The organism is Streptomyces sp. NPDC045778 (genome assembly GCF_056431945.1).
This window is the reverse complement of sequence record NZ_JBWKJZ010000012.1, coordinates 43,814-63,907: the sequence shown is the minus strand read 5'-3', so window position 1 is coordinate 63,907 and position 20,094 is coordinate 43,814. Positions and strand designations below refer to the sequence as shown.

19 protein-coding genes and 1 riboswitch are annotated in these 20,094 nt (G+C 73.7%); of the genes, 13 read left to right on the top strand and 6 right to left on the bottom strand.

The genetic code is table 11. The features are described 5' to 3' along the window. Window positions 1-27 precede the first annotated feature (27 nt). Entirely contained in the window at window positions 28-2,211 is a 2,184-nt protein-coding gene (locus AC07GB_RS17405; RefSeq protein WP_478846201.1) for an MMPL family transporter, read from the top strand. A 32-nt stretch (window positions 2,212-2,243) separates the two neighbouring features. Here AC07GB_RS17405 and AC07GB_RS17400 read toward each other — a convergent pair whose 3' ends face one another. The 5 genes from AC07GB_RS17400 to AC07GB_RS17380 form a co-directional block, all read right to left on the bottom strand. Further along, window positions 2,244-3,227, bottom strand: a complete 984-nt coding sequence (locus tag AC07GB_RS17400) for an NAD-dependent epimerase/dehydratase family protein (protein WP_478846199.1) — start codon at window positions 3,225-3,227, stop codon at window positions 2,244-2,246. Window positions 3,228-3,318: 91 nt separating this feature from the next. Beyond that, complete coding sequence (locus AC07GB_RS17395) at window positions 3,319-3,921, bottom strand: winged helix-turn-helix domain-containing protein (RefSeq protein WP_478846197.1); 603 nt, start codon at window positions 3,919-3,921, stop codon at window positions 3,319-3,321. A 374-nt stretch (window positions 3,922-4,295) separates the two neighbouring features. Then, window positions 4,296-5,324 (bottom strand): glutamine synthetase, encoded by a 1,029-nt coding sequence (glnII, locus tag AC07GB_RS17390; protein ID WP_478846195.1) that lies wholly within the window; start codon window positions 5,322-5,324, stop codon window positions 4,296-4,298. A 179-nt stretch (window positions 5,325-5,503) separates the two neighbouring features. Then, window positions 5,504-5,974, bottom strand: a complete 471-nt coding sequence (locus tag AC07GB_RS17385) for a hypothetical protein (RefSeq protein ID WP_478846194.1) — start codon at window positions 5,972-5,974, stop codon at window positions 5,504-5,506. 151 nt (window positions 5,975-6,125) lie between these two features. Continuing rightward, a complete protein-coding gene (locus AC07GB_RS17380; protein ID WP_478846192.1) occupies window positions 6,126-6,494 on the bottom strand; it encodes an arsenate reductase family protein in 369 nt (122 codons plus the stop codon). A 161-nt stretch (window positions 6,495-6,655) separates the two neighbouring features. On the opposite strand from AC07GB_RS17380, the gene AC07GB_RS17375 reads away from it, so the two are divergent. After that, entirely contained in the window at window positions 6,656-7,021 is a 366-nt protein-coding gene (locus AC07GB_RS17375; RefSeq protein ID WP_478846190.1) for a hypothetical protein, read from the top strand. 89 nt (window positions 7,022-7,110) lie between these two features. Beyond that, window positions 7,111-8,451: a DUF2252 domain-containing protein gene (locus AC07GB_RS17370; protein WP_478846188.1), complete on the top strand. Its 1,341-nt coding sequence runs from the start codon at window positions 7,111-7,113 to the stop codon at window positions 8,449-8,451. Window positions 8,452-8,535: 84 nt separating this feature from the next. On the opposite strand, the gene AC07GB_RS17365 is transcribed toward AC07GB_RS17370, so the two are convergent. Then, window positions 8,536-9,696 carry an HAD family hydrolase gene (locus AC07GB_RS17365; protein ID WP_478846186.1) on the bottom strand — a complete coding sequence of 387 codons (1,161 nt, stop codon included), beginning with the start codon at window positions 9,694-9,696 and terminating at the stop codon, window positions 8,536-8,538. A 196-nt stretch (window positions 9,697-9,892) separates the two neighbouring features. On the opposite strand from AC07GB_RS17365, the gene AC07GB_RS17360 reads away from it, so the two are divergent. The 10 genes from AC07GB_RS17360 to AC07GB_RS17315 all read left to right on the top strand — a co-directional run bounded on the left by AC07GB_RS17360 (window position 9,893) and on the right by AC07GB_RS17315 (window position 20,088). Beyond that, the gene (locus AC07GB_RS17360) at window positions 9,893-10,765 is read left to right on the top strand and encodes an AraC family transcriptional regulator (RefSeq protein WP_478846184.1); all 873 of its coding nucleotides are present in this window, start codon (window positions 9,893-9,895) and stop codon (window positions 10,763-10,765) included. 4 nt (window positions 10,766-10,769) lie between these two features. After that, window positions 10,770-11,216, top strand: coding sequence for a VOC family protein (locus AC07GB_RS17355; RefSeq protein WP_478846182.1), 447 nt, complete (start codon window positions 10,770-10,772; stop codon window positions 11,214-11,216). 23 nt (window positions 11,217-11,239) lie between these two features. Then, window positions 11,240-11,425: riboswitch (cobalamin riboswitch) on the top strand. A 155-nt stretch (window positions 11,426-11,580) separates the two neighbouring features. Continuing rightward, complete coding sequence (locus AC07GB_RS17350) at window positions 11,581-12,588, top strand: ABC transporter substrate-binding protein (RefSeq protein ID WP_478846492.1); 1,008 nt, start codon at window positions 11,581-11,583, stop codon at window positions 12,586-12,588. Beyond that, window positions 12,585-13,628, top strand: coding sequence for a FecCD family ABC transporter permease (locus tag AC07GB_RS17345; RefSeq protein ID WP_478846180.1), 1,044 nt, complete (start codon window positions 12,585-12,587; stop codon window positions 13,626-13,628). Before AC07GB_RS17350 ends, AC07GB_RS17345 begins: the two co-directional genes overlap by 4 nt. Window positions 13,629-14,256: 628 nt before the next feature. Beyond that, window positions 14,257-15,045 (top strand): ABC transporter ATP-binding protein, encoded by a 789-nt coding sequence (locus tag AC07GB_RS17340; protein WP_478846490.1) that lies wholly within the window; start codon window positions 14,257-14,259, stop codon window positions 15,043-15,045. After that, window positions 15,042-15,482 carry an MmcQ/YjbR family DNA-binding protein gene (locus tag AC07GB_RS17335; RefSeq protein ID WP_478846178.1) on the top strand — a complete coding sequence of 147 codons (441 nt, stop codon included), beginning with the start codon at window positions 15,042-15,044 and terminating at the stop codon, window positions 15,480-15,482. The genes AC07GB_RS17340 and AC07GB_RS17335 overlap by 4 nt, the downstream gene beginning before the upstream one ends. Window positions 15,483-15,526: 44 nt before the next feature. Continuing rightward, on the top strand, window positions 15,527-15,955 hold the full coding sequence (locus AC07GB_RS17330; RefSeq protein WP_478846176.1) for an Rrf2 family transcriptional regulator: 429 nt from the start codon (window positions 15,527-15,529) through the stop codon (window positions 15,953-15,955). Between the two features lie 193 nt (window positions 15,956-16,148). Beyond that, entirely contained in the window at window positions 16,149-17,360 is a 1,212-nt protein-coding gene (locus AC07GB_RS17325; protein ID WP_478846174.1) for an MFS transporter, read from the top strand. A gap of 236 nt (window positions 17,361-17,596) precedes the next feature. Continuing rightward, complete coding sequence (locus AC07GB_RS17320) at window positions 17,597-18,565, top strand: D-alanyl-D-alanine carboxypeptidase family protein (protein WP_478846172.1); 969 nt, start codon at window positions 17,597-17,599, stop codon at window positions 18,563-18,565. Between the two features lie 545 nt (window positions 18,566-19,110). Beyond that, window positions 19,111-20,088, top strand: a complete 978-nt coding sequence (locus tag AC07GB_RS17315; protein WP_478846488.1) for an endonuclease/exonuclease/phosphatase family protein — start codon at window positions 19,111-19,113, stop codon at window positions 20,086-20,088. Window positions 20,089-20,094 lie beyond the last annotated feature (6 nt).

Below are 20,094 nucleotides of genomic sequence, written 5' to 3'. Positions count from 1 at the left end.
TCACGCTTACCAATGGGGGCGAAGGTCATGAGCGCCAAGAGGCTGAACCTCGCGGCACGACTCGGGGTGTGGAGCGCGCACCACCGCAAGAAGGCGATCATCGGCTGGCTGCTCTTCGTGGTGCTCGCCACCGTCGTCGGCGGCGCCATGGGCACCGTCACCGCGGACGACGACGAGATGGGCACCGGCGACCCGGCGCGGGCCGCGAAGATCCTCAAGGACGCGGACATCGACGAGCCCGCGGCCGAGCTGGTCATGGTCAGCGCACGCACCGCGGGCGGCTGGCGGGAGGCGGCCGCGGACCTCGCCACGGCGATCGAGAAGACGGGCGAGACGACGAAGGTGCGGCCGCCGCTGCCCTCCAAGGACGGCAAGGACGCGTTGCTCCGCTTCCAGCTCAAGGGCGCCTCCGACAAGGCCACCGACCGGGTCGGCCCGGTGCTCGCGGCCGTCGACGAGGCAAGGGAAGCGGGGAAGGCGCAAGGGATCGCCGTCCACCAGTTCGGCGACGCCAGCTCCGAGAAGTTCCTCAAGGACCTGCTCGCCGACGACCTGAAGAAGGCGGAGTTCATGGCCGTGCCCCTGGCGCTCGCCATCCTCCTGGTCGCCTTCGGCGCGGTCGTCGCCGCGCTGCTCCCGGTGGGGCTCGCGCTGACCGCCTGCGTCGCCGCCTTCGGCCTGCTCGGCATCGCCAGCCACGCGGTGAACATGGCCGAGACGACGTACTCCGTCATGTTCCTGATGGGCCTCGCCGTCGGCGTCGACTACTGCCTGTTCTACCTGCGGCGTGAGCGCGACGAGCGGGCCGCGGGCCACGACGCCGAGACCGCCCTGCGGATCGCCGCCGCGACCAGCGGGCGCGCGGTCCTCGTCTCCGGGCTCACCGTGATGGTGGCCATGGCGGGCATGTTCCTGTCGGGCCTGCTGCTCTTCAAGGGCTTCGCCGTCGCCACGATCCTGGTGGTGTGCGTGGCGATGCTCGGCTCCGTGACCGTCCTGCCCGCGCTGCTCTCCTGGCTGGGCGACCGGATCGACGCCGGGCGCATCCCCTTCCTCAACCGCCGCTCCAAGAAGGGCGCCCACGCCAGCGGCACCCTCGCCGGCACCCTGGTGAAGCCGGTCCTCGCCAAGCCGAAGCTCTTCGCCGTCGCCTCCGCCGGGCTGCTGCTGGCCCTGGCCGCGCCCGCGCTCGGCATGAAGACCGAACAGCTCGGCCTGGAGAAGCAGTTCGGCTCGGGCGCGCGCCTGTCCGTGGCGTACCGGGAGATCACCGACGAGTTCCCCGGCGGCCCCGCCCCCGCCCGCGTCGTCGTACGCGCCGACGACATCGGGGCCGCGCCGGTCGCGGACGGTCTGCGCGCGCTCACCGCGAAGGCGGGCAAGGGCGCCGAACTGACGCTGCACAAGGCCGCCGACGTGGCCGTGATCGAGGTGCCGCTGCCGGGCACCGGCAGCGACGCGGCCGCGAAGAAGGCCCTGGACGACCTCGGGACGGACGTACGGGACTTCCGCGCCGACACCCGGGCCGACGGCCTCCAGGCCTACGTCGGCGGGGAGCTGGCCGGGTCGCAGGACTTCAGCGACCAGCTCGGCAAGGGCATCGTGCCGGTCTTCCTCTTCATCGCCGCCGTCACCTTCCTGCTGATGCTCCTCAGCTTCCGCTCGGTGGTCATCGCGGTGACCTCGATCGCCCTCAACCTGCTCTCCGTGGGCGCGGCCTACGGCGTGATGACGGCCGTCTTCCAGCACGGCTGGGGCGCCTCGCTCATCGGCTCCGAGAAGGTCGGCGCCATCGAGAGCTGGATGCCGCTGTTCGTGCTCGTCGTCCTCTTCGGCCTGTCGATGGACTACCACGTGTTCGTGGTCTCCCGGATCCGTGAGGCGCGTGACCAGGGCCTCGACAACCGGGCCGCGATCCGCGAGGGCATCTCGCGGACCGCGGGCGCGGTGACCGGGGCCGCGGTGATCATGGTGGCCGTGTTCGCGGTGTTCGGCATGCTGTCCATGCAGGACATGCAGCAGATGGGCGTGGGACTCGGGGTGGCTGTCCTCCTCGACGCCACGGTGGTCCGCATGATCCTGCTGCCGTCCCTCATGACGCTGCTCGGCGAGCGGAACTGGCGTACGCCGCGCGGCCTCGGCTGGCTGCCCCAGGTCTCCCACGGCGAGACCCCGGCGGAGGCCCCGGCCCGGGTCAGGATCCCGGCGTAACCCCTCCGGGCGGGGAGGCGGGTCCCGCGGGGCTACGCCAGGGCCTTCGCCTCCTTGGCCGGGGCGAGGCCCACCTCCGGCCGGTCGGGGCGGCGCGGGGCCACCCCACCGAGGTCCTGGAGCCAGGCCCACGTGTCGGCCACGGTCGAGGCCAGGGGGCGGCAGCGCACCCCGGCCTTGGCCACGCTCGTGTCGTGCATCGTGTCGTACAGCTCACCCGGCGGCAGCCACACCGGCAGCTCCGACCACGGCTCGATCCCCGCGGCCAGGACGGCCTCCGGCGCCGTCCACCGCAGCTCGGCACCAGGCCCCCCGGCCACGTCCACGCAGGCCTGGAGCAGGTCCCCCATCGTGGCGTGGCCCTGGGGGCACACGAGGTTGTAGGGCCCGTGAAGGCCGGCCGCCACCGCGTCGAGCGTCCACCGGGCGAGGTCCCGTACGTCGATGTACTGGATGCCGGCCGCCCGCGGCCCGGGCGCGAGCACGGGGCCGCCCCGCGCGACGCGGTTCAGCCACCACGGGAGCCGTCCGATGTTCTCGTACGGGCCGAGGATGAGCCCGGCCCGCACGAGCAGCGTCCGCTCCGGCCCGAAGGCGGCCTCGGCGGCCAGCTCACCGCCCCGCTTGTCCTGCGCGTACGCCACCGCGTCCCCGTCCGGATCCCCGTCCACGACGGGGAACGACTCGTCCGAGCCCGCCTCGCCGGGGTAGCGGTACACCGAGCCGCTGGACACATAGACGTACCGCCCGGCGCGCCCCGCGAGCAGCCGGGCGGCGTCCCGCACGACCCGCGGCGCGCCGGACCAGGTGTCGACGACGGCGTCCCAGGAGCCGTCGCCCTCGGCGAGCGCGCCGAGCCCGTCGGGGTCCGTGCGGTCGAGGTGGACGGCCCGCGTCCCGGCAGGCGCCGGGTGCCGCCCGCGGTGGCAGACCGTCACGTCCCAGCCGCGTGCGAGCGCGGCCTCCGTGACGGCCCGCCCCACGAACTCCGTACCACCGAGCATCAGAAGTCTCATGATCCGACTCTGCACGCCCGGCCCGCCGCGCGGGAACAGGATTCCGCCAGCAGGAGAAAAGCGGTGCGGCGGGCGGAACGGGGTGGTCGGGTCAGCCCGCCGTCGGCGGCGCGTACTTGTAGCCCACGCGCCGCACCGTCTGGATCGTCCTGCGGTGCTCGGCCCCGAGCTTGCGCCGCAGCCGGGCGACGTGGACGTCGACGGTCCGCCCGTCGCCCACGTGGCCGTAGCCCCACACCGTCGTCACCAGCTGATCGCGGGTGTGCACCCGGTGCGGGTGCGCGACGAGGTGCGCGAGCAGCTCGAACTCCAGGTACGTGAGGTCTAGATGGCGCCCGTCGACGTGCGCGGAGCGTCGCGCGGTGTCGATCCGTACGGGCCCCTCGCCGCTCGCCCCGGCGGCCTGTTCGGGCTCGGCCGCGACGGCCGCGAGGTGCTCCTGCCCGGCGGGCAGCAGGACCAGATAGCCGATCATCGGCGGCTGGCCCGGCAGCGTGGGCAGGGTGTGCTGCGGCGCGGGCAGCAGGGTCGCGCCCGGCGGCAGGAAGCCGGAGAAGTCGGCGAGGTCGGAGATCCGCGCCACCTCGTCGGGGGCGACGGCCCGCAGCCGTCCCCGCGCGGAGGGCGCGGCGGGACGGGGGGCGGTGGCGGTGGTGGCGGCGTTGGCGGCGGTGAAGGTACGGGAGTTCGCCATGAGTCAGCTCTTTCGCGCTAAGGAGTCGTCGAGGACGTACGTCGTGCGCGTCAGGCCGGAGGCCGGGGAACGGCTTTAGAGGGCCCGCGCGTTCAGCGCGCGGCAACACACCCGGTCGAAGTCGTGGTGCTGCCGGGAAGGCCAGAAGGGCTCGAGGTCATGATGACCCGTCGCGGTGTTCTGGAAGCTGCCCATGGCCCCATTGAAGCAGATGGGAGCGGGTCCGGCGGACCCCTCTCGTACGTTGATACGCCGTCTCGGCATGTGGATGGCGTGAAGTGGCGCCCTTGACAAGGGACGTTGAGCGGCACGAAAGGGGCGCCCACCACAGCGGCGGGCGCCCCTCACGAAAACCGGCACGGCGTACGGAACGGTCAGACCTGGCCGGCCTTCTCCAGGGCCGCGCAGCAGGTGTCGACGAGCAGCCGCGTCACTACGTACGGGTCGACGTTCGCGTTCGGGCGGCGGTCCTCGATGTAGCCCTTGCCGTCCTTCTCGACCTGCCAGGGGATGCGGACGGAGGCGCCGCGGTCGGAGACGCCGTACGAGTACTCGTTCCACGGAGCGGTCTCGTGCAGGCCGGTGAGGCGGTCGTCGATGCCCGCGCCGTAGTTCTTGACGTGGTCCATCGGCTTGGAGCCCTCGCCGAGGGACTCGCACGCGGTGATGATGGCGGGGTAGCCCTCGCGCATGGCCTTGGTGGAGAAGTTGGTGTGCGCGCCCGCGCCGTTCCAGTCGCCCTTGACCGGCTTGGGGTCGAGGGTGGCGGAGACCTTGAAGTCCTCGGCCGTGCGGTAGAGCAGCCAGCGGGCCACCCACAGCTGGTCGGAGACCTCGAGGGGGGACAGCGGGCCGACCTGGAACTCCCACTGCCCCGGCATGACCTCGGCGTTGATGCCGGAGATGCCGAGACCGGCCTTGAGGCAGTTCTCCAGGTGAGCCTCGACGATGTCACGGCCGAAGATTTCGTCCGAGCCGACGCCGCAGTAGTAGCCGCCCTGCGCGGCGGGGAAGCCGCCGACGGGGAAGCCGAGCGGGCGGTCGCCCTCGAAGAACGTGTACTCCTGCTCGATGCCGAAGATCGGCTCCTGCGCCGCGAACCGCTCCTCGACCTCGGCGAGCAGGGCCCGCGTGTTGGAAGGGTGCGGGGTCATGTCCGTGTTCAGGACCTCGCACAGGACCAGGATGTCGGCGCCGCCGCGGATCGGGTCCGGGCAGGTGAAGACCGGCTTCAGGACGCGGTCGGAGGCGTGGCCCTCGGCCTGGTTGGTGGACGAGCCGTCGAAGCCCCACAGGGGCAGTTCGGCGCCCTTCGCGTCATCGGTGAGGATCTTGGTCTTGGAACGGAGCTTGGCGGTCGGCTCGGTGCCGTCGATCCAGATGTACTCAGCCTTGAAGGTCACGGGCTCATCCTTAAGAACACTTGGTACGGCGCAGTCGTGCGGGTGCTGCGGGCCGTGGCGATGACGGCAGCCTGTCAACACGCGATTTCCCGACCGTTGCCCATGTGTGAACCCCGTGTTACCTGGGGCGGGAGTGGCGCGGATCACCCCGCGGGGCCGGTCCCGGCCGGGGCGGGGCGCTATTTGATCACCGCGTTGGCCGCGGCGATCAGCAGCCCGATCGCCGCGTCGGCGACGCCGATCAGCACGGCCGAGCGCCTGCGGTAGCCGGAGCGCAGGGCGGCGAAGGTGCCCCAGCCGAAGAGCAGCCCCGCGTTCAGGACGAGCCCCGTGTAGGTGACGCTCCGCTCGGGCCAGCCCATGACCCCGGCGAGCACGAGCAGTGCGACGGTCGGCCAGCAGGCGATGACCACCGGCCACTCGTCGGCGAGCGCCCAGCCGAGCTGGCGCCAGCGGTGGCTGCCGCTGCCCGGCCGGTGCGTGGCCATGTGGTGGGCGTAGCCGTGCGCGAGCGCGGCCGTGCCCGCGGTGACCATGACCCAGGCGGCGTCGTAGTACGGCGTGAAGCGCTCGCCCTCGGACTGGAGCGCGGCGAGCAGCGCGCTCGCGAGCACCGTGCCGTACACGCCTCCGGCCAGCCAGCTCCGCACGGCGCGCTCCCTTCACTTCTCCCGCGCCGCCGGACCGGCCCGGGTGGAGCGCTCCACCCTACGTACCGATGTGCAGGGATTTGTAAAGATTTGCCCGCTCTTGCTGCTCGGTCGGGCGGCTGCTCGACCGGTCTGCCGCTCGGTCGGGCGGCTAGCGGCCGAGCGCGTCCCGTACCGCCTCCTCCGTGCGGGCCACCACCGCCGTGCCGTCGTCCGCGGTGATGATCGGCCGCTGGATGAGCTTGGGGTGCGCGGCCAGCGCCTCGATCCACGCCTCGCGGCCGGAGGCGTCACGGGGCCAGCGGGCGCGGTCCTTCAGGTCGAGTTCCTTGGCGGCGGCCTCCTGGGTGCGGGTGATGTCCCAGGGTTCGAGGCCGAGCCTGCCGAGCACCTCGCGGATCTCGTCGGGGGTGGGCACGTCCTCCAGGTAGCGGCGCACCGTGTACGCGGCGCCCTCCGCGTCGAGCAGCGTCAGGGCGCTGCGGCACTTCGAACAGGCGGGGTTGATCCAGATCTCCATGCCGCACACGCTACCTCCGAACCATCCGCCCCACGCCCCCTCAAACCCCCTCTGGCCAGGGGAGATTGCGATTCTGGGCGCAGGCGGTTGTCAGTGCCGGCACGTAGAATGGAAGCAATGTTCGAAGGGGCCCGCGAGGGTTCCCGAACCGCGACAGGAGGATGTCCGTGCCCGCTGCCGCAGTCCCGTCCGCGCCCGCCAAGCCGACCGCCCGCTCCCGTGACCGCACCTCGTCCCGCTCGTCCCGCCGCACCCCGTGCGCGGTCAAGCAGCCGCTGTTCGACGTCCCGTACGTCCCGATGGAGAAGCACCCCCTGCCGCCCGGCCGCCCCCGCGAGTGGTACATCACGCACAACCGCCGCCTGAAGGCCATGCGCCTGGCCATCGCCCTGCTCGACGCGGGCGTGTACGTGCCGAACCAGGCGAGCAACGTCCGGATACGCACGATGGCCGAGACGGTGGGCATCCACCCCCCGTCGGGCACCACGTGCCACATGGTGCGCGCCTTCATGCGCTACAACCGCTGACGGCCCAGGGGGAGAGCACCGCCCGACCACGGCAGAGGGGCGGGCCCGGGGTGTCCCGGGCCCGCCCGCCCGCCGAGAGGGGACCGCCCATGACCACCGCGGCCGAGCGCGCGGAGCGGGGCAAGGCCGCCCGCAAACGGGCCTCCCGGTCCTCGCACGGGGCCTGGATCCCCTCGGCGGACCGCCCCGACCCGGTGACCGTCCTGGAGCGGCAGTCCGCCGACCGCGTGCAGGACCTGCTCCCGGTCCGCTACGGCCGCATGGCCGCGTCCCCGCTGGCGTTCCTGCGCGGGTCCGCCGCCGTCATGGCGGGCGACCTCGCCGCCCAGCGCCACACCGGCCTCACCGTCCAGCTCTGCGGCGACGCGCACCTGTTGAACTTCGGCGTGTTCGCCTCGCCCGAGCGCCGCCTCCTGTTCGACCTCGACGACTTCGACGAGACCTGCCCCGGCCCCTTCGAATGGGACGTCAAGCGCCTCGCTGCCAGCGTCGCCGTGGCCGTCCGCGAGCGGGGCGGGGGCGAGGGCGGGGCCCACGACGCGGCCCTCGCCACCGTCACCGCCTACCGCACCGGCGTCCGGCGCCTGGCGCGCAAGGGCGAGCTGGACGTCTGGTACGCCCGTGTCGGCGCGGACGGCCTGCTGCGCCTCACCGGCTCCGCGCGCCACCGCGAGCACGCCGCGGCCCACCCGGACCGCGCGGGCCACCGCACCCGCCTCAAGCCCCTCGGCAAGCTCACCGAAGTCGTCGACGGCCGCCGCCGCATCGTCCATGACCCGCCCCTGCTCGAACCGGTGGGAGCCCCCGAGATGGCGGCCCTGCGCAAGATCTTCGGCGACTACCGCTCGACGCTCGCCGATGAGCGCCGCCTCCTGCTCGACCGCTACCGCTTCGTCGACGCCGCCCGCAAGGTCGACGGCGTCGGCGGCGTCGGCACCCGCTGTTTCGTCGTGCTGCTCACCGGCCGTGACGCCGGGGACCCGCTGTTCCTCCAGATCAAGGACGCCGTGCCGTCCGTCCTGGAGGAGCACCTGCCCGCCGGCCCCACCCTCCACCCGGGCCGGCGCGTCGTCGCGGGCCAGCGCCTGCTCCAGGCCGCGGACGACGTCTTCCTCGGCTCGATGACGGGCCCGCGGGGCCGTGCCTACTACTGGCGCCGGCTGCGCGACACGAAGGCCTCCGTGGACATCGCCGCGCTCGAACCCGCCGAACTCCTCGTCCACGCACGGCTCTGCGGCACCGCCCTCGCCCGCGCCCACGCCCGCTCCGGCGACCGCGTGGCCATCGCCGCCTACCTGGGCTCCGCCGACACCTTCGACCGGGCCGTCGCCGCCTTCGCCGTGCGCTACGCCGCCCAGAACGCGACCGACCACAAGGTCCTGACCAGCGCCATCGAGGCCGGGGCCCTCCCCGCGACCACGGCGTACTGAAGGGGCCCGGCACCCGCGGCCCCCGGTGTGAGGCACCGAGGCGGCGTTCCGCCGCCTGGACGGGACGGGCGGCACGCCCAGGCCCTAGCCGAGCTGCTCCGGCGTCACCGTGAGCCACCGCTTGTCCGCGGTGACGGGCTGCCCCAACTCCCGCTGCCGCGCGGCGTTCTTCCGCTTCATCGCGTCGAGCTGCTTCATGTAGCTGTCCTTGCGGTCGACCCACACGCGCACGCCGCCGTTCGCCACGTCCGCCGAGTGGAAGAGCATCGGCCCGTCGCTCACCGGCGTGTCCCCGGCCACGAGGACGGGCTTCTTCCACTCGTCGATGTACGTGGAGATCGCCGCGGGCTTGCCCTGGTACCAGGTCAGCGGCGCCCACAGGCGCGGCGTCAGCTCGTAGCGGGCGAGCCGCGCCCGGTCCTTGGGCCCGAAGCGGCCCTCGGCGATCTCCTTACGGGCGCTGGTGACGCGGCCGGTCCGCGGGTCCTTCAACTGGAGGCCGACGCCGATGACGTTCCGCGGCTTCACCCCGTACCCGTACTTCGGGTCGGCGAGGACCATCCGCACCAGGTCCTCGCTCGCGGCGCTCACGACGTACACCTCGATCCCGTGCGCGCGCAGCGCCTTGTACAGCTCCCGCATGCCGGGGGAGAACGCGGGGCGGTGGACCTCGGTCCGCGTCACCCTGCCGTTCTCGTAGTACGTCGCCGGGATCGGCTTGTCGTACGCGAGCAGCTCGTCGACGTACCTCTTGAGCGTCTTCAGGGTGAAGCCGGAGAAGATCTGCGCGGCCCACGGGTAGCAGACCTGGTCGTCGACCTCGCACAGGCGGTTGTAGTAGCTGTAGAGGCTCTCCTTGTGCGTGGCCGTGTCCTTGAACGGGATGACCTTCAGCGACGGGTCCATCGACTTCCGGGTCAGGACGCCCTTCATCTCCAGGAACGGGAGCAGCGCCTCCTCCAGGTCGTTGCGGTACGTCGTGTTGTCCGCGTCGAAGACGGCGTACGCGCCCTTGTGCTCGTTCTCGGCGATGACCTTGCCGAGTTCGGCGGCCACCGGCTTCGGCCAGTGCGCGAGCCGGTCCGCGGCGGCGCGGCCCGGCGCGCCCGCCCGGCTCGCGTCGGCGGTGTGCGCGCCCGGCCCCAGCGCGCCGCCCGCGAACACCGCCGCCGCGACCGCCCCCACGAGCCCGAGCGCCGCGCGCCTGCCCCTGCCGTGTGCTCCGCCTCGTGCTCGTACAGCCATGGTGTCCGTTCCTCGGGAGGGATGCGCCGCCCCGTGCGGAGCGGCGGGACATGCTACGAGCGCGCGGAGGCGATTCCCATGATCGATGTCACCGTGCGTGGCGGGCATGGGACGCGGCGGAGCGGGTAGATACGGGCCCGCCCCCGGGCCCTCACCCGGCCCGCGCCCGATCCCCTCGTACGGTCACAATGGACGCATGGACACCGCCCTCCGCGAGTTCGTCCGGGCCCCGCTCCCGCCGGAGCAGGGCGGCAAGGTCGTGTCCGCCGTGGGCTACCGCACGCGCGGTGAGGCGCCGGGCCTGCACCGCGGCCTGTCGTCCCCGTATCTGACGCTGATCTTCTCGCTCGACGGGCCCGTGGTCACCGGCCGCACCGCGCGGCAGGCCACCGGGCCCGGCGCGGTGCGCACCGGCATCGTCGTGGGCGGCCTGCACCAGAGCCCGGCGTACGTCGTGCAGCCCGAGCACCAGGCGGGCATCCAGCTCGCCGTGCACCCGCTCGCGGCCCGCTCGCTCCTCGGCCTCCCGGCCGCCGAACTGACCGGCGTGCTCGTCGCCGACGGCACGGACGTCCTCGGCCGGATCGCCGCCGACGTGCGCGAGCGGCTGTGCGCGGCCGACGGCTGGGACGAGCGGTTCGCCTGCCTCAACGCCTACTTGGCGCGCCGCGCCGCCGACGCCGGGCGCCTCGCCCCGGTGCGCCCCGAGGTCGCCGAGGCCTGGGCCTGGCTCGCCCGGCACCGGGGCGCGGGCACCGTGCGGGGCCTGGCCGCGCACGTCGCGCTCAGCGAGCGCCGCCTGACCGCCCTGTTCCGCGCCGAGACCGGCGTGACGCCCAAGCAGGCCGCCCGCCTGATGCGCTTCCAGCACGCGAAGGCGCGAATCGTGCGCGCGGTCGTCGCGGGCGCCCCCGCCGACCTCGCCCGCGTCGCCGCCGACTGCGGCTACTACGACCACTCCCACCTGGTACGCGACTTCCGCCAGTACACGGACGCGAGCCCGAGCGCCTGGCTGGCCGAAGAGTGCCGGAATATCCAAGCCGGAGGGCACCGCGACGGCGAAGGCTGAGGGCATGAACACCACCGAAGCAGTACAGAACGGTCACACCTCGCCGAAGCTGCGCGCCCCCGATGTCTGGCCCACCTTCCAGGCCCACGACGCGCCCGCCCTCATCGACTTCCTCGTCACCACCGTCGGCTTCCTGCGCACCGCCGTGTACGAGGACGCCGGCCGCGTGGCGCACGCCCAGCTCGACTGGCCCGAGGGCGGCGGCGTCATGCTCGGCTCGTACGACCCGGAGTCGGCCGAGTGGTGCCTGCGGCCGGGCACGTTCGGCGCGTACGTCGTCACGGACCACGTCGACGCCCTCCACCAACGCCTCAAGGAGGCGGGCGTGCAGGTCATCCGCGAGATCGAGGACCAGCCGTACGGCAGCCGCGAGTTCGCCGTCGCGGACCCGGAGGGCAACAAGTGGTCCTTCGGCACCTACCGCGGCGAGCCGCACCCCGAGCAGGGGTGACGCCCTGCCGGCCCGCGCCGGGGTGATAGCTTGCGCACGCCAGTCGTGCCCGCACCCGGGCCAGGGAATCCGGTGGGAATCCGGAACTGACGCGCAGCGGTGAGGGGGACGGGGGGACCAGCGGCCACTGGATGTCACCGGACATCCGGGAAGGCGGCCCCGCCCGGACGAACCCGAGTCCGAAGACCTGCTGGCACCGCCGTCCGCGCGCCGGGCGGCGGGGTTTCGCAGACCAGGCTCCGCGCATGAGCCATGAGACCCGGGAAGACCTGTGCCCTCATCCGCCCCTCGCGCACTCCGCGCGGCCGCCCGTCCCCGCACCGTCCCCGGTGCCCGCACCACACCCGGGGCGCGCCTCACGGCGCTGCTCGCGGCAGGCGGCCTGCTCCTGCTCACCGCCTGCGGCGGCGGCTCGGCCGAGCGGCGGGACGAGGGGGCCAAGGCCGCCGGCTACCCGGTGACGGTCACCGCCTGCGGCAAGAAGGTCGAGGTCACCTCCCCGCCCGAGCGGGCGGTCTCCCTCGACCAGGGCTCCACGGAGATCCTGCTCTCCCTCGGCCTCGCCGACCGCATGGCGGGGACCGGCACCTGGACCGACCCGGTCCTGCCAGGGCTGAAGAAGCAGAACGCGAAGGTCGAGCGCCTCGCCGACCGCTATCCGTCCCTGGAGAAGGTCCTCTCCAAGGAGCCGGACTTCGTCAGCGCGTCGTTCCTCTACACCGTCGGCAAGGGCGGCGTCGCCGACCGCGCCAAGTTCACCGAGCTGGGCGTCCCCGTCTACGTCTCGCCCACCGACTGCGCGGGCAAGGACAACAGCGGCGACGGCGACGGCACCCGCACCAAGACGCTCACCATGGACACCGTCTACGGCGAGATCCGCGACCTGGCCCGGATCTTCCACGTGGAGGGGCGCGGCGAGCGCCTCGTCGCGGACCTCAAGTCCCGCGTCACCAAGGCGAAGCGCACCCTCAAGTCGTCCGACGCGTCCGTCCTGTACTGGTTCTCCGACTCCAAGGCGCCCTACATCGCGGGCTGCTGCGGCGCGCCCGGCGTCATCACCCGCGCCCTCGGCGTCCGCAACGCCTTCGCCGACACGCGCGCCGAGTGGCCCCAGGTCAACTGGGAGACCGTGGCCGACCGCGACCCGGACGTCCTCGTCATCGGCGACCTCACCCGCAGGGCCCAGTCCGCCGAGAGCGCCCGCCAGAAGATCAAGTTCCTGGAGTCCAACCCCGTCACCAAGAACCTCACGGCCGTGAAGAAGAAGCGGTACGTGCTCCTCAGCGGCCAGGCCCTGAACCCCACGATCCGCACGGTCGACGGCATCGAACAAGTCGCGGCCGGGCTGCGCGAGTTCGGCCTGGCGCGGTGAGCACGGCCGTAGCCGAGCGGGTGCGCGGCGCCTGGCGCGCGGCGCTCCTGTGGGCGGCGGGCCTGGTGGCCCTCCCGCTGTCGGTGGCCCTCGCCGTCACCATCGGCCCCGCCGACATCTCCGTACCGGACGTCTGGGCCGCGGTGGCCGCCCACCTCGGCTGGGGCGAGGCCCGGCTCACCCCGCTGCGCGACGGCATCGTCTGGAACCTGCGCATGCCCCGCACCCTGCTCGCGGGCGTGTGCGGGGCGGGCCTCGCGGTGTGCGGCGCGGTCCTCCAGTCGCTCCTGCGCAACCCGCTCGCCGACCCCTTCGTCCTCGGCGTGTCCTCCGGGGCGTCGACGGGCGCGGTGGCGGTGGTCGTCCTCGGGGTGGGCGGGGGAGCGGTGTCGGTCTCCGGCGGGGCCTTCGCCGGTGCCCTGTGCGCGTTCGGCTTCGTGCTGCTCCTCAGCCAGGCCCTGGGCGCCACGACGGACCGCGTCGTCCTGTCCGGGGTCGCGGCCATGCAGCTCTTCTCCTCCCTCACCTCCTTCGTCATCCTGACGGCCGCGGACGCGGAGACGACGCGCGGCGTCCTGTTCTGGCTGCTCGGCTCGTTGAGCGGGGCCGACTGGACGGACGTGGCGCTGTGCGCGGCGGTCCTCGCCGTGGCCCTGGCGATCTGCCTGTCCCAGGCCCACACGCTCGACGCGTTCGCCTTCGGCCAGGACGCGGCAGCCGCCCTCGGCGTGCACGTCACCCGGGTCCGGCTGCTCCTCCTGTGCACCACGGCCCTGCTCACGGCGGCCCTGGTCAGCGCCGCCGGGGCGATCGGCTTCGTCGGTCTGACCCTGCCGCACGCGGCCCGCGCGCTGACCGGCCCACGCCACGCCCGCCTGCTGCCGGTGACGGCCCTGACCGGCGCGGTCTTCCTCATCTGGGTGGACACCCTGGCCCGCACCCTCCTGGACCCCCAGGAGGTACCGGTCGGCGTGGTCACGTCCTTGATCGGCGTGCCCGCGTTCGTGCTGGTGCTCTATCGGACGAGGAGGGGCGGGTGAAGCGGGTGGGGCTTCCTGTGGGGTTCCCCGCGGGCTTCCCGGAGGCTTCCCTTTGGGTTCCTGTGGGGCTTCCTGGGGGCTTCCCTTTGGGTTCCTGTGGGGCTTCCTGGGGGCTTGCCGGAGGCTTCCCGTTGGGTTCCCGTGGGGCTTCCCAGGGGTTTCTCGTTGGGTTCCCGTGGGGCGTCCCGCCGGTTTTCGGCGGGTGGTCCGGTGGGGCTTCCGGTGAGGCTCCGGCAGGGTTCCCGGAGGGCCTTCCGGCAGGCTGTTCGGCAGGGACTTCGGCGGGTTGTCCAGCTAGTTCTTCGGAAGGGTTTGTGGTGGGCGGAGGTGCGGGTGTGAGTGCCCGGCGGGTCTCCGTGTGGGCGGGGGAGTCCCGGGCGGAGCGTTCGGAGGGTGCTTCGGTGCGGCTCCCGGGGCGTCTGTCGGCGGGCCCTTCCGCGGGGGCCCCGGCGAGTTGGCCAGCAGGCCCTCCGGAGGAGCCTTCGGCGGGTGGAGGTCAGGGTTCGAGCGCGCTGAGCGGGTCCCCCGTATCGCCGGGGAGGGGCGCGTGAGCGCGGGGGAGCGGCAGACGGCCCCACCGGAGGGGTTCCCGGCGGGCCCTGCGCCGGAGCGGTCGGCGGGCGCGGGCCTGCGGGCCGGTCGGGTCTCCCGGGCCGCGGGCGGGCGCCTCGTCGTCGACGGCGTCACCCTCGCCCCCCGGCCGGGCACGGTGGTCGGCCTCCTGGGCCCCAACGGCTCGGGCAAGTCCACGCTCCTGCGCCTCCTCGCGGGCGTCCTGGCCCCGACCTCCGGAGTGGTCACCCTCGACGACGAGCCGCTGCGCGACCTCGGCCGCCGCGCGGTGGCCCGCCGCCTCGCCCTGGTGGAGCAACAGGCCGACACCCAGGTCGACCTGACGGTCCGGGACGTCGTACGCCTCGGCCGCGTCCCGCACCGCCGCGCCTGGGCGCCGGCTACGGCCGACGACGACCGCGCGGTGGCCGACGCCCTGGCCCGCACGGGCCTGACCGACCGCGCGGACCAGCCTTGGCACACCCTCTCCGGCGGCGAACGCCAGCGCACCCACATCGCCCGGGCCCTGGCCCAGTCCCCCCACGAACTCCTCCTCGACGAGCCCACCAACCACCTGGACATCCACCACCAGCTGGACCTGCTGACCCTGGTGGCGACCCTCCCCGTCACCACGGTGATCGCCCTGCACGACCTCAACCTGGCGGCGATGTTCTGCGACGAGATCCTGGTCCTGAAGGAGGGCAGGGCGTACGCGCACGGCACACCGACGGAGGTCGTCACCGAACCCCTCATCGCGGAGGTCTACGGCGTCCGCGCCCGGGTCACCCCACCCGCCGCTCCCCACGACCACCCCACCGTCACCTTCCTGCGACCGTCGGACCCGCCGCCTACACTCCCCGGATGACCACGCCCCCCGACGCCGAGGTCCCCCTCGACACGCTCACGCGCCTCCGCGCGATCTGCGGCCGCCTCCCCGACGCGTACGAGGAACAGGCCTGGACCGGCACCCGCTGGCGCGTCCGGGGCCGCACCTTCGCCCACGTCTACGTCACCGACCCCGCGCGCCCCGCCGCCACCCACGCCCACGCCGCCGCGCCCACCACGACCCTCACCTTCCGCGCCCGGGGAGAGGAGCTGGAGGCCCTGACGAACGCGGGCCCGCCCTTCTTCCGCCTCGGCTGGGGCGCGAACGTGGTCGGCCTGCACCTGGACGCGCCCGCCCCCGACTGGACGGAGGTCGCCGAACTCCTCGCGGAGAGCTATCGGGCCCTGGCCCCCGGAAAGCTCACGGCGCTCCTCGACCTCGACGAGCAGGGCTGGACAGCCACCCCCATGTCGTAACAGAATCAGTTGCGACAGAGCGCCGGGCCACGGAAAGGGGCGACGTGAGCGCCAACAGTCGCATGACCGTAGCCACGCACGCGCTGACGTGGATGGCCCTGGTCTGCCCGAAGCGGCCCGACGGCATCGTGACGTCCGATCAGATCGCCGACAGCGTCAACACCAACCCCGTCGTCATCCGCCGCACCCTCGGCAGCCTGCGCGACGCGGGCCTCGTGGTGTCGCAGCGCGGCCAGGGCGCGGGGTGGCGGCTGGCCCGCGAGCCCGAGTCGATCACCCTCCGGGACGTCTACCTCGCGGTGGAGCCGGACCCGCTGCTCGCCCTCCACCCCTCAGCCCCCAATCAGAAGTGCCCGGTGGGACGCGGCATCCCGCCGGTCCTTCGCGGCGCGTACGGCCGCGCGGAAGAGGCGATGAAGGCCGAACTGGCCGCAGTCACCGTCGCCGACGTCCTCAAGGAGACGGTCGCCTGACCTTCCCGGACGGGCCGGTCCCGGCGGACCGGCCTTTTTTCACCCCTGTGTCGTAACAGTAATTGTTACGACGATGGTGCTCGTACGCACGCCGCTCGTACGCACGCCGCTCGTACGCACGCTGCTCGCACGCACGCCGCTCGGGCAAGCACCACACCCACCCCACCACCCCCCAGAACCGGAGGAATCGCCCGTGTACCGACCACTCCTCGTCCTCGCCGCCGGAATGTTCGCCATCGGCACGGACAGCTTCGTCATCGCCGGCATCCTGCCGGACGCGGCCGACTCGCTCGGCGTCTCCGTGGGCACCGCGGGATGGCTGCTCACGGCCTACGCCTTCACGTACGCCGTCCTCGGCCCGGTCATGGCCGCGCTCACCGCGCGCAGGTCCCGGCGCCCGCTGTTCCTCGCCGGGTTCGCCGTCTTCACCGCGGGCAACCTCCTGACCGCCTTCGTCCCCCACTTCGGCGTGGCCCTGGCCGGGCGGGCGCTCGCCGGGTTCGGCGGGGCGATGGTCACCCCGGCGGCCGTCGCGGCGGCCGCGGCCCTCGCCCCGCCCGAGCGCCGCGGCCGCGCCATCGCCACCGTGATGACGGGCCTCAGCGCGGCGACCGCGCTCGGCTCGCCCATCGGCACGGCGATCGGCAGCGCCACCGGCAACTGGCGCCTCACCATGGTGTTCGTATCGACCCTCGGGGTCCTGGCCGCCGCGGCCATCGCGCTGCTGCTCCCCACGATCCCCACGCCCCCGGCGGTCCCGCTGCGCACGCGCCTCGCCCCGCTGGCGGACCGCCGCATCGGCCTCACCCTCCTCACCACGCTCCTCGTCTACACCGGCCTCTACACGGTCTACTCCTTCATCAGCGAGAGCCTCGACCGCGCGACGGGCGGCAGCGGCACCACCCTGGCCGTGCTGCTCTTCGTCTGGGGCCTGGCCGCCACGGCGGGAACGCTCGGCTCGGGCGGCCTGACCGACCGCTTCGGCGGCCGCCGCGTCATCAACACCGCGATCGTCGTGGCGGCACTCGACTTCGCCCTCCTGCCCTGGACGAGCGCCCATCTCGCCTCCACCGTCGTGGCGTTGCTCATCTGGGGCGTCTGCGGCTGGGGCCTCCTGGCTCCCCAGACCCACCGCCTGATCACCGCCCTGCCCACGGCGGCCCCTCTCCTCACGGGCCTGGCCTCGGCGATGGTCTACGTAGGCGTCTCGGCGGCCCCCCTGGTCGGCCAGGCGGGCATGGCCTGGGCGGGCCCCCACTGGCTCGGCCCCGTCGGCGCGGCCTTCATCACCCTCGGCCTCGTCGCGGCGGAGACGGCCCACGCGGTCATCACCCGTGCGGGGCGCAGCACCGTGGCCGGCCCCCGGTCGCGGGCCGCGGAGAGCGCGGAGGGCGCGCGCGGCTGATGGCGCGGCGACGGCCTTCACGGCGAGCAGCGGGGGACAGGCCGAACACCACCATGGCCGTGATCAGGAACAGGAACAGGAACAGGAACAGGCACCCGGCGGGCGGCTGATACCTGGATGACACATGTTCGCGGGCCGGTGGATGCACGACCCTGACCGGTTGGATGCGCGCTCCGCCAAGGCTGGGTGGCGTGCGGGGATCACCGCACGTGCCGGGCTGCGGAGAGGTGCTTGCGGTGAGGGGTCGTCGGGTGCGGGGCGTCGGGGCGGTGTGCGGGGCCGCCGGGCTGCTGGCCGTCGTCGGGGTCGGAGGGTGGTTCGGGCACGCCGGGGGCGGGGGCGGCGGGGCCCCGCGGCCGTACGAGACGGCCGCGGTCGCCGAGCGGCTGGACCTGCCGTGGCCCCGGGAGGGTCAGACGAGCGTCGCGGTGGAGGGCATCGGCGGCCTCGGCCGTGCGGGCGGCCACGAGCCGGTGCCGATCGCGAGCGTCACCAAGGTCATGACCGCGTACGTGATCCTCAAGGAGCATCCGCTCGCGCGCGGCGAGCAGGGGCCGCGGATCACGGTCGACGCGGCCGCCGCCGAGGAGTCCCACTCGCTCAGCGAGTCGACGGCCCCGCTCCGCGAAGGCCGGCAGCACACCCAGCGCCAGCTCCTCGAACTGTTGCTGCTGCCTTCCGGCAACAACGTCGCCCGGTTGCTGGCCCGCTGGGACGCCGGGAGTGAGAAGGCGTTCGTCGCGAAGATGAACCGCGCCGCCGCGCGGCTCGGCATGAGCCGTACGACGTACACGGGCGCCAGCGGCTTCGAGGCCAGCACCAAGAGCACCGCCGACGACCAGCTCGCGCTCGCCCGGCAGGCGATGAAGGAGCCCGTGCTGCGGGAGGTGGTGGCGCTGCGCGGCACGAAGGTGCCGGGGGTGCCCGGCACCGTCACCAACACCAACCGCCTCCTCGACGAGCCCGGGGTCATCGGGCTCAAGACCGGGTCGAGCACGCCCGCGGGCGGCAACCTCATGTGGGCCGCGGAAGTGACCTCCGGCGCGCGGCGGCACCTCGTGCTCGGCGTCGTCCTCGGCCAGCGCGCCCGCACCACTCCCGCGGAGGGTCTGGCCGCCGCCCTGGAGAAGAGCGGCGCGCTGATCGAGGCCGTACGGACGCGCCTTCCCGCCGCGCTGCGCGACGGTGAGCGGGTGCGGACATGACCTCACTGCCGGAACACGCAGACGACCGGGCACAGCCACGGGCCGCACGCGACCCGGAGCCACCCGGCGGCACCACACACGGGGCGGAGCTGCCCGCCGTGCTGGACCCCGAGTCGCCTGCCGGCGCGGTCGACCGGGCCGAGCTGCCCGAGGGCACCACACGCCGGGCGGAATCGGCTGAAGGCACCACTCACCGGGCGGAACCGCCCGTCCGCGCCGATGGCCGGGCGGAGCTGCCCGCCGTGCTGGGTCCCGAGTCGCCTGCCGGCGCGGTCGACCGGGCCGAGCCGCCTGAGCGCACCGTTCGCCGGACCGAGCTTCCCGAAGGCACCACGCGCCGGGCGGAGCTGCCCGAAGGCACCACTCACCAGGCCAAGCCGCCCGTCCGCCCCGATAGCCAGGGAAAGGTGCCCGCCGTGCTCGGTCCCGAGCTGCCCGACGGCACCGCACGCCGGGCGGAGCTGCTGGAAGGCACCACTCACCAGGCCAAGCCGCCCGTCCGCACCGCCGACCACGCGGACGCGCCCGCCGCGAGCCAGCCCGAGTTGCCCGATCGCGCCGGCTCCCGACCCGGGAGCGGGCGTCCCGCATGGCCCCGTTGGCTCGGCCCCGCCCGGTCCGGCCGGCTCGTCACCGCGCTCGCCGCGCTCGTCGCGCTGCTCATGCTCGGGCACTCGCTCGTGCCCAACGCCCTCGGGAACGCGGGCAGCCTCCTTGAGACCTTCCTGCCCTGGCTCGGCGTGAGCGTGCCCGTCCTGCTGGCGGCAGCCCTGCTGCGCCGGTCCGTCGTCGCCTGCGCCGCCGTCGCGCTGACGGCCGTCGTCTGGTGCTGCCTGTTCGCCGGTACGTTCCTCGACAAGAGCGCCACGGGCGGAGACCTGTCCGTGGTCAGCCACAACGTCCACGACGACAACCCCGACCCGGAGCGCACCGCCCGCGACCTCGCCGCGTCGGGTGCCGACGTCATCGCCCTCCAGGAGCTGACCGCGCGCAGCGCCCCCGCGTACGAGCGGACGCTGGCCGGCGCCTATCCGTACCACGCGGTACGGGAATCCGTCGGCCTGTGGAGCAAGCGCCCGCTCCGCGACGTGGAGCCCCTCGCCGTCATGCCGTGGACCCGCGCCCTGCGGGCCACCGTCGAGACGCCCAAGGGCCCGCTCGCCGTGTACGTCGCCCATCTCGCGTCCATCCGCGTGCACCCGAGCAGCGGATTCGCCACCGAGAAGCGCAACGAGGCGGGGGCGCGACTCGCCGGTTTCGTACGGGAGGAGCGACTGCCCCGGGTCGTCGTGGCGGGCGACCTCAACGGCACCACCGACGACCGCGCGCTGCGGCCGCTGACTTCGTGGCTGCGGTCGGCGCAGGAGGAGGCGGGGCAGGGCTTCGGATTCAGCTGGCCCGCCTCGTTCCCGATGGTCCGGCTCGACCAGATCCTCGCGCGAGGGGTCACGCCGGTGTCGGCCCGGACCCTGCCGCGCACCGGGAGCGACCACCTGCCGGTCGCGGCGTCCTTCCGCCTGTGACGAGGG

What these genes read in the sequence shown, in the direction of transcription:
- AC07GB_RS17365 (WP_478846186.1), bottom strand. Translation starts at nt 9,696, where the DNA reads ATGGCTGTACGAGCACGAGGCGGAGCACACGGCAGGGGCAGGCGCGCG.
- AC07GB_RS17360 (WP_478846184.1), top strand. Translation starts at nt 9,893, where the DNA reads ATGGACACCGCCCTCCGCGAGTTCGTCCGGGCCCCGCTCCCGCCGGAG.
- AC07GB_RS17405 (WP_478846201.1), top strand. Translation starts at nt 28, where the DNA reads ATGAGCGCCAAGAGGCTGAACCTCGCGGCACGACTCGGGGTGTGGAGC.
- AC07GB_RS17375 (WP_478846190.1), top strand. Translation starts at nt 6,656, where the DNA reads ATGTCCGTGCCCGCTGCCGCAGTCCCGTCCGCGCCCGCCAAGCCGACC.
- AC07GB_RS17370 (WP_478846188.1), top strand. Translation starts at nt 7,111, where the DNA reads ATGACCACCGCGGCCGAGCGCGCGGAGCGGGGCAAGGCCGCCCGCAAA.
- AC07GB_RS17335 (WP_478846178.1), top strand. Translation starts at nt 15,042, where the DNA reads ATGACCACGCCCCCCGACGCCGAGGTCCCCCTCGACACGCTCACGCGC.
- AC07GB_RS17355 (WP_478846182.1), top strand. Translation starts at nt 10,770, where the DNA reads ATGAACACCACCGAAGCAGTACAGAACGGTCACACCTCGCCGAAGCTG.
- AC07GB_RS17400 (WP_478846199.1), bottom strand. Translation starts at nt 3,227, where the DNA reads ATGAGACTTCTGATGCTCGGTGGTACGGAGTTCGTGGGGCGGGCCGTC.
- AC07GB_RS17380 (WP_478846192.1), bottom strand. Translation starts at nt 6,494, where the DNA reads ATGGAGATCTGGATCAACCCCGCCTGTTCGAAGTGCCGCAGCGCCCTG.
- AC07GB_RS17395 (WP_478846197.1), bottom strand. Translation starts at nt 3,921, where the DNA reads ATGGCGAACTCCCGTACCTTCACCGCCGCCAACGCCGCCACCACCGCC.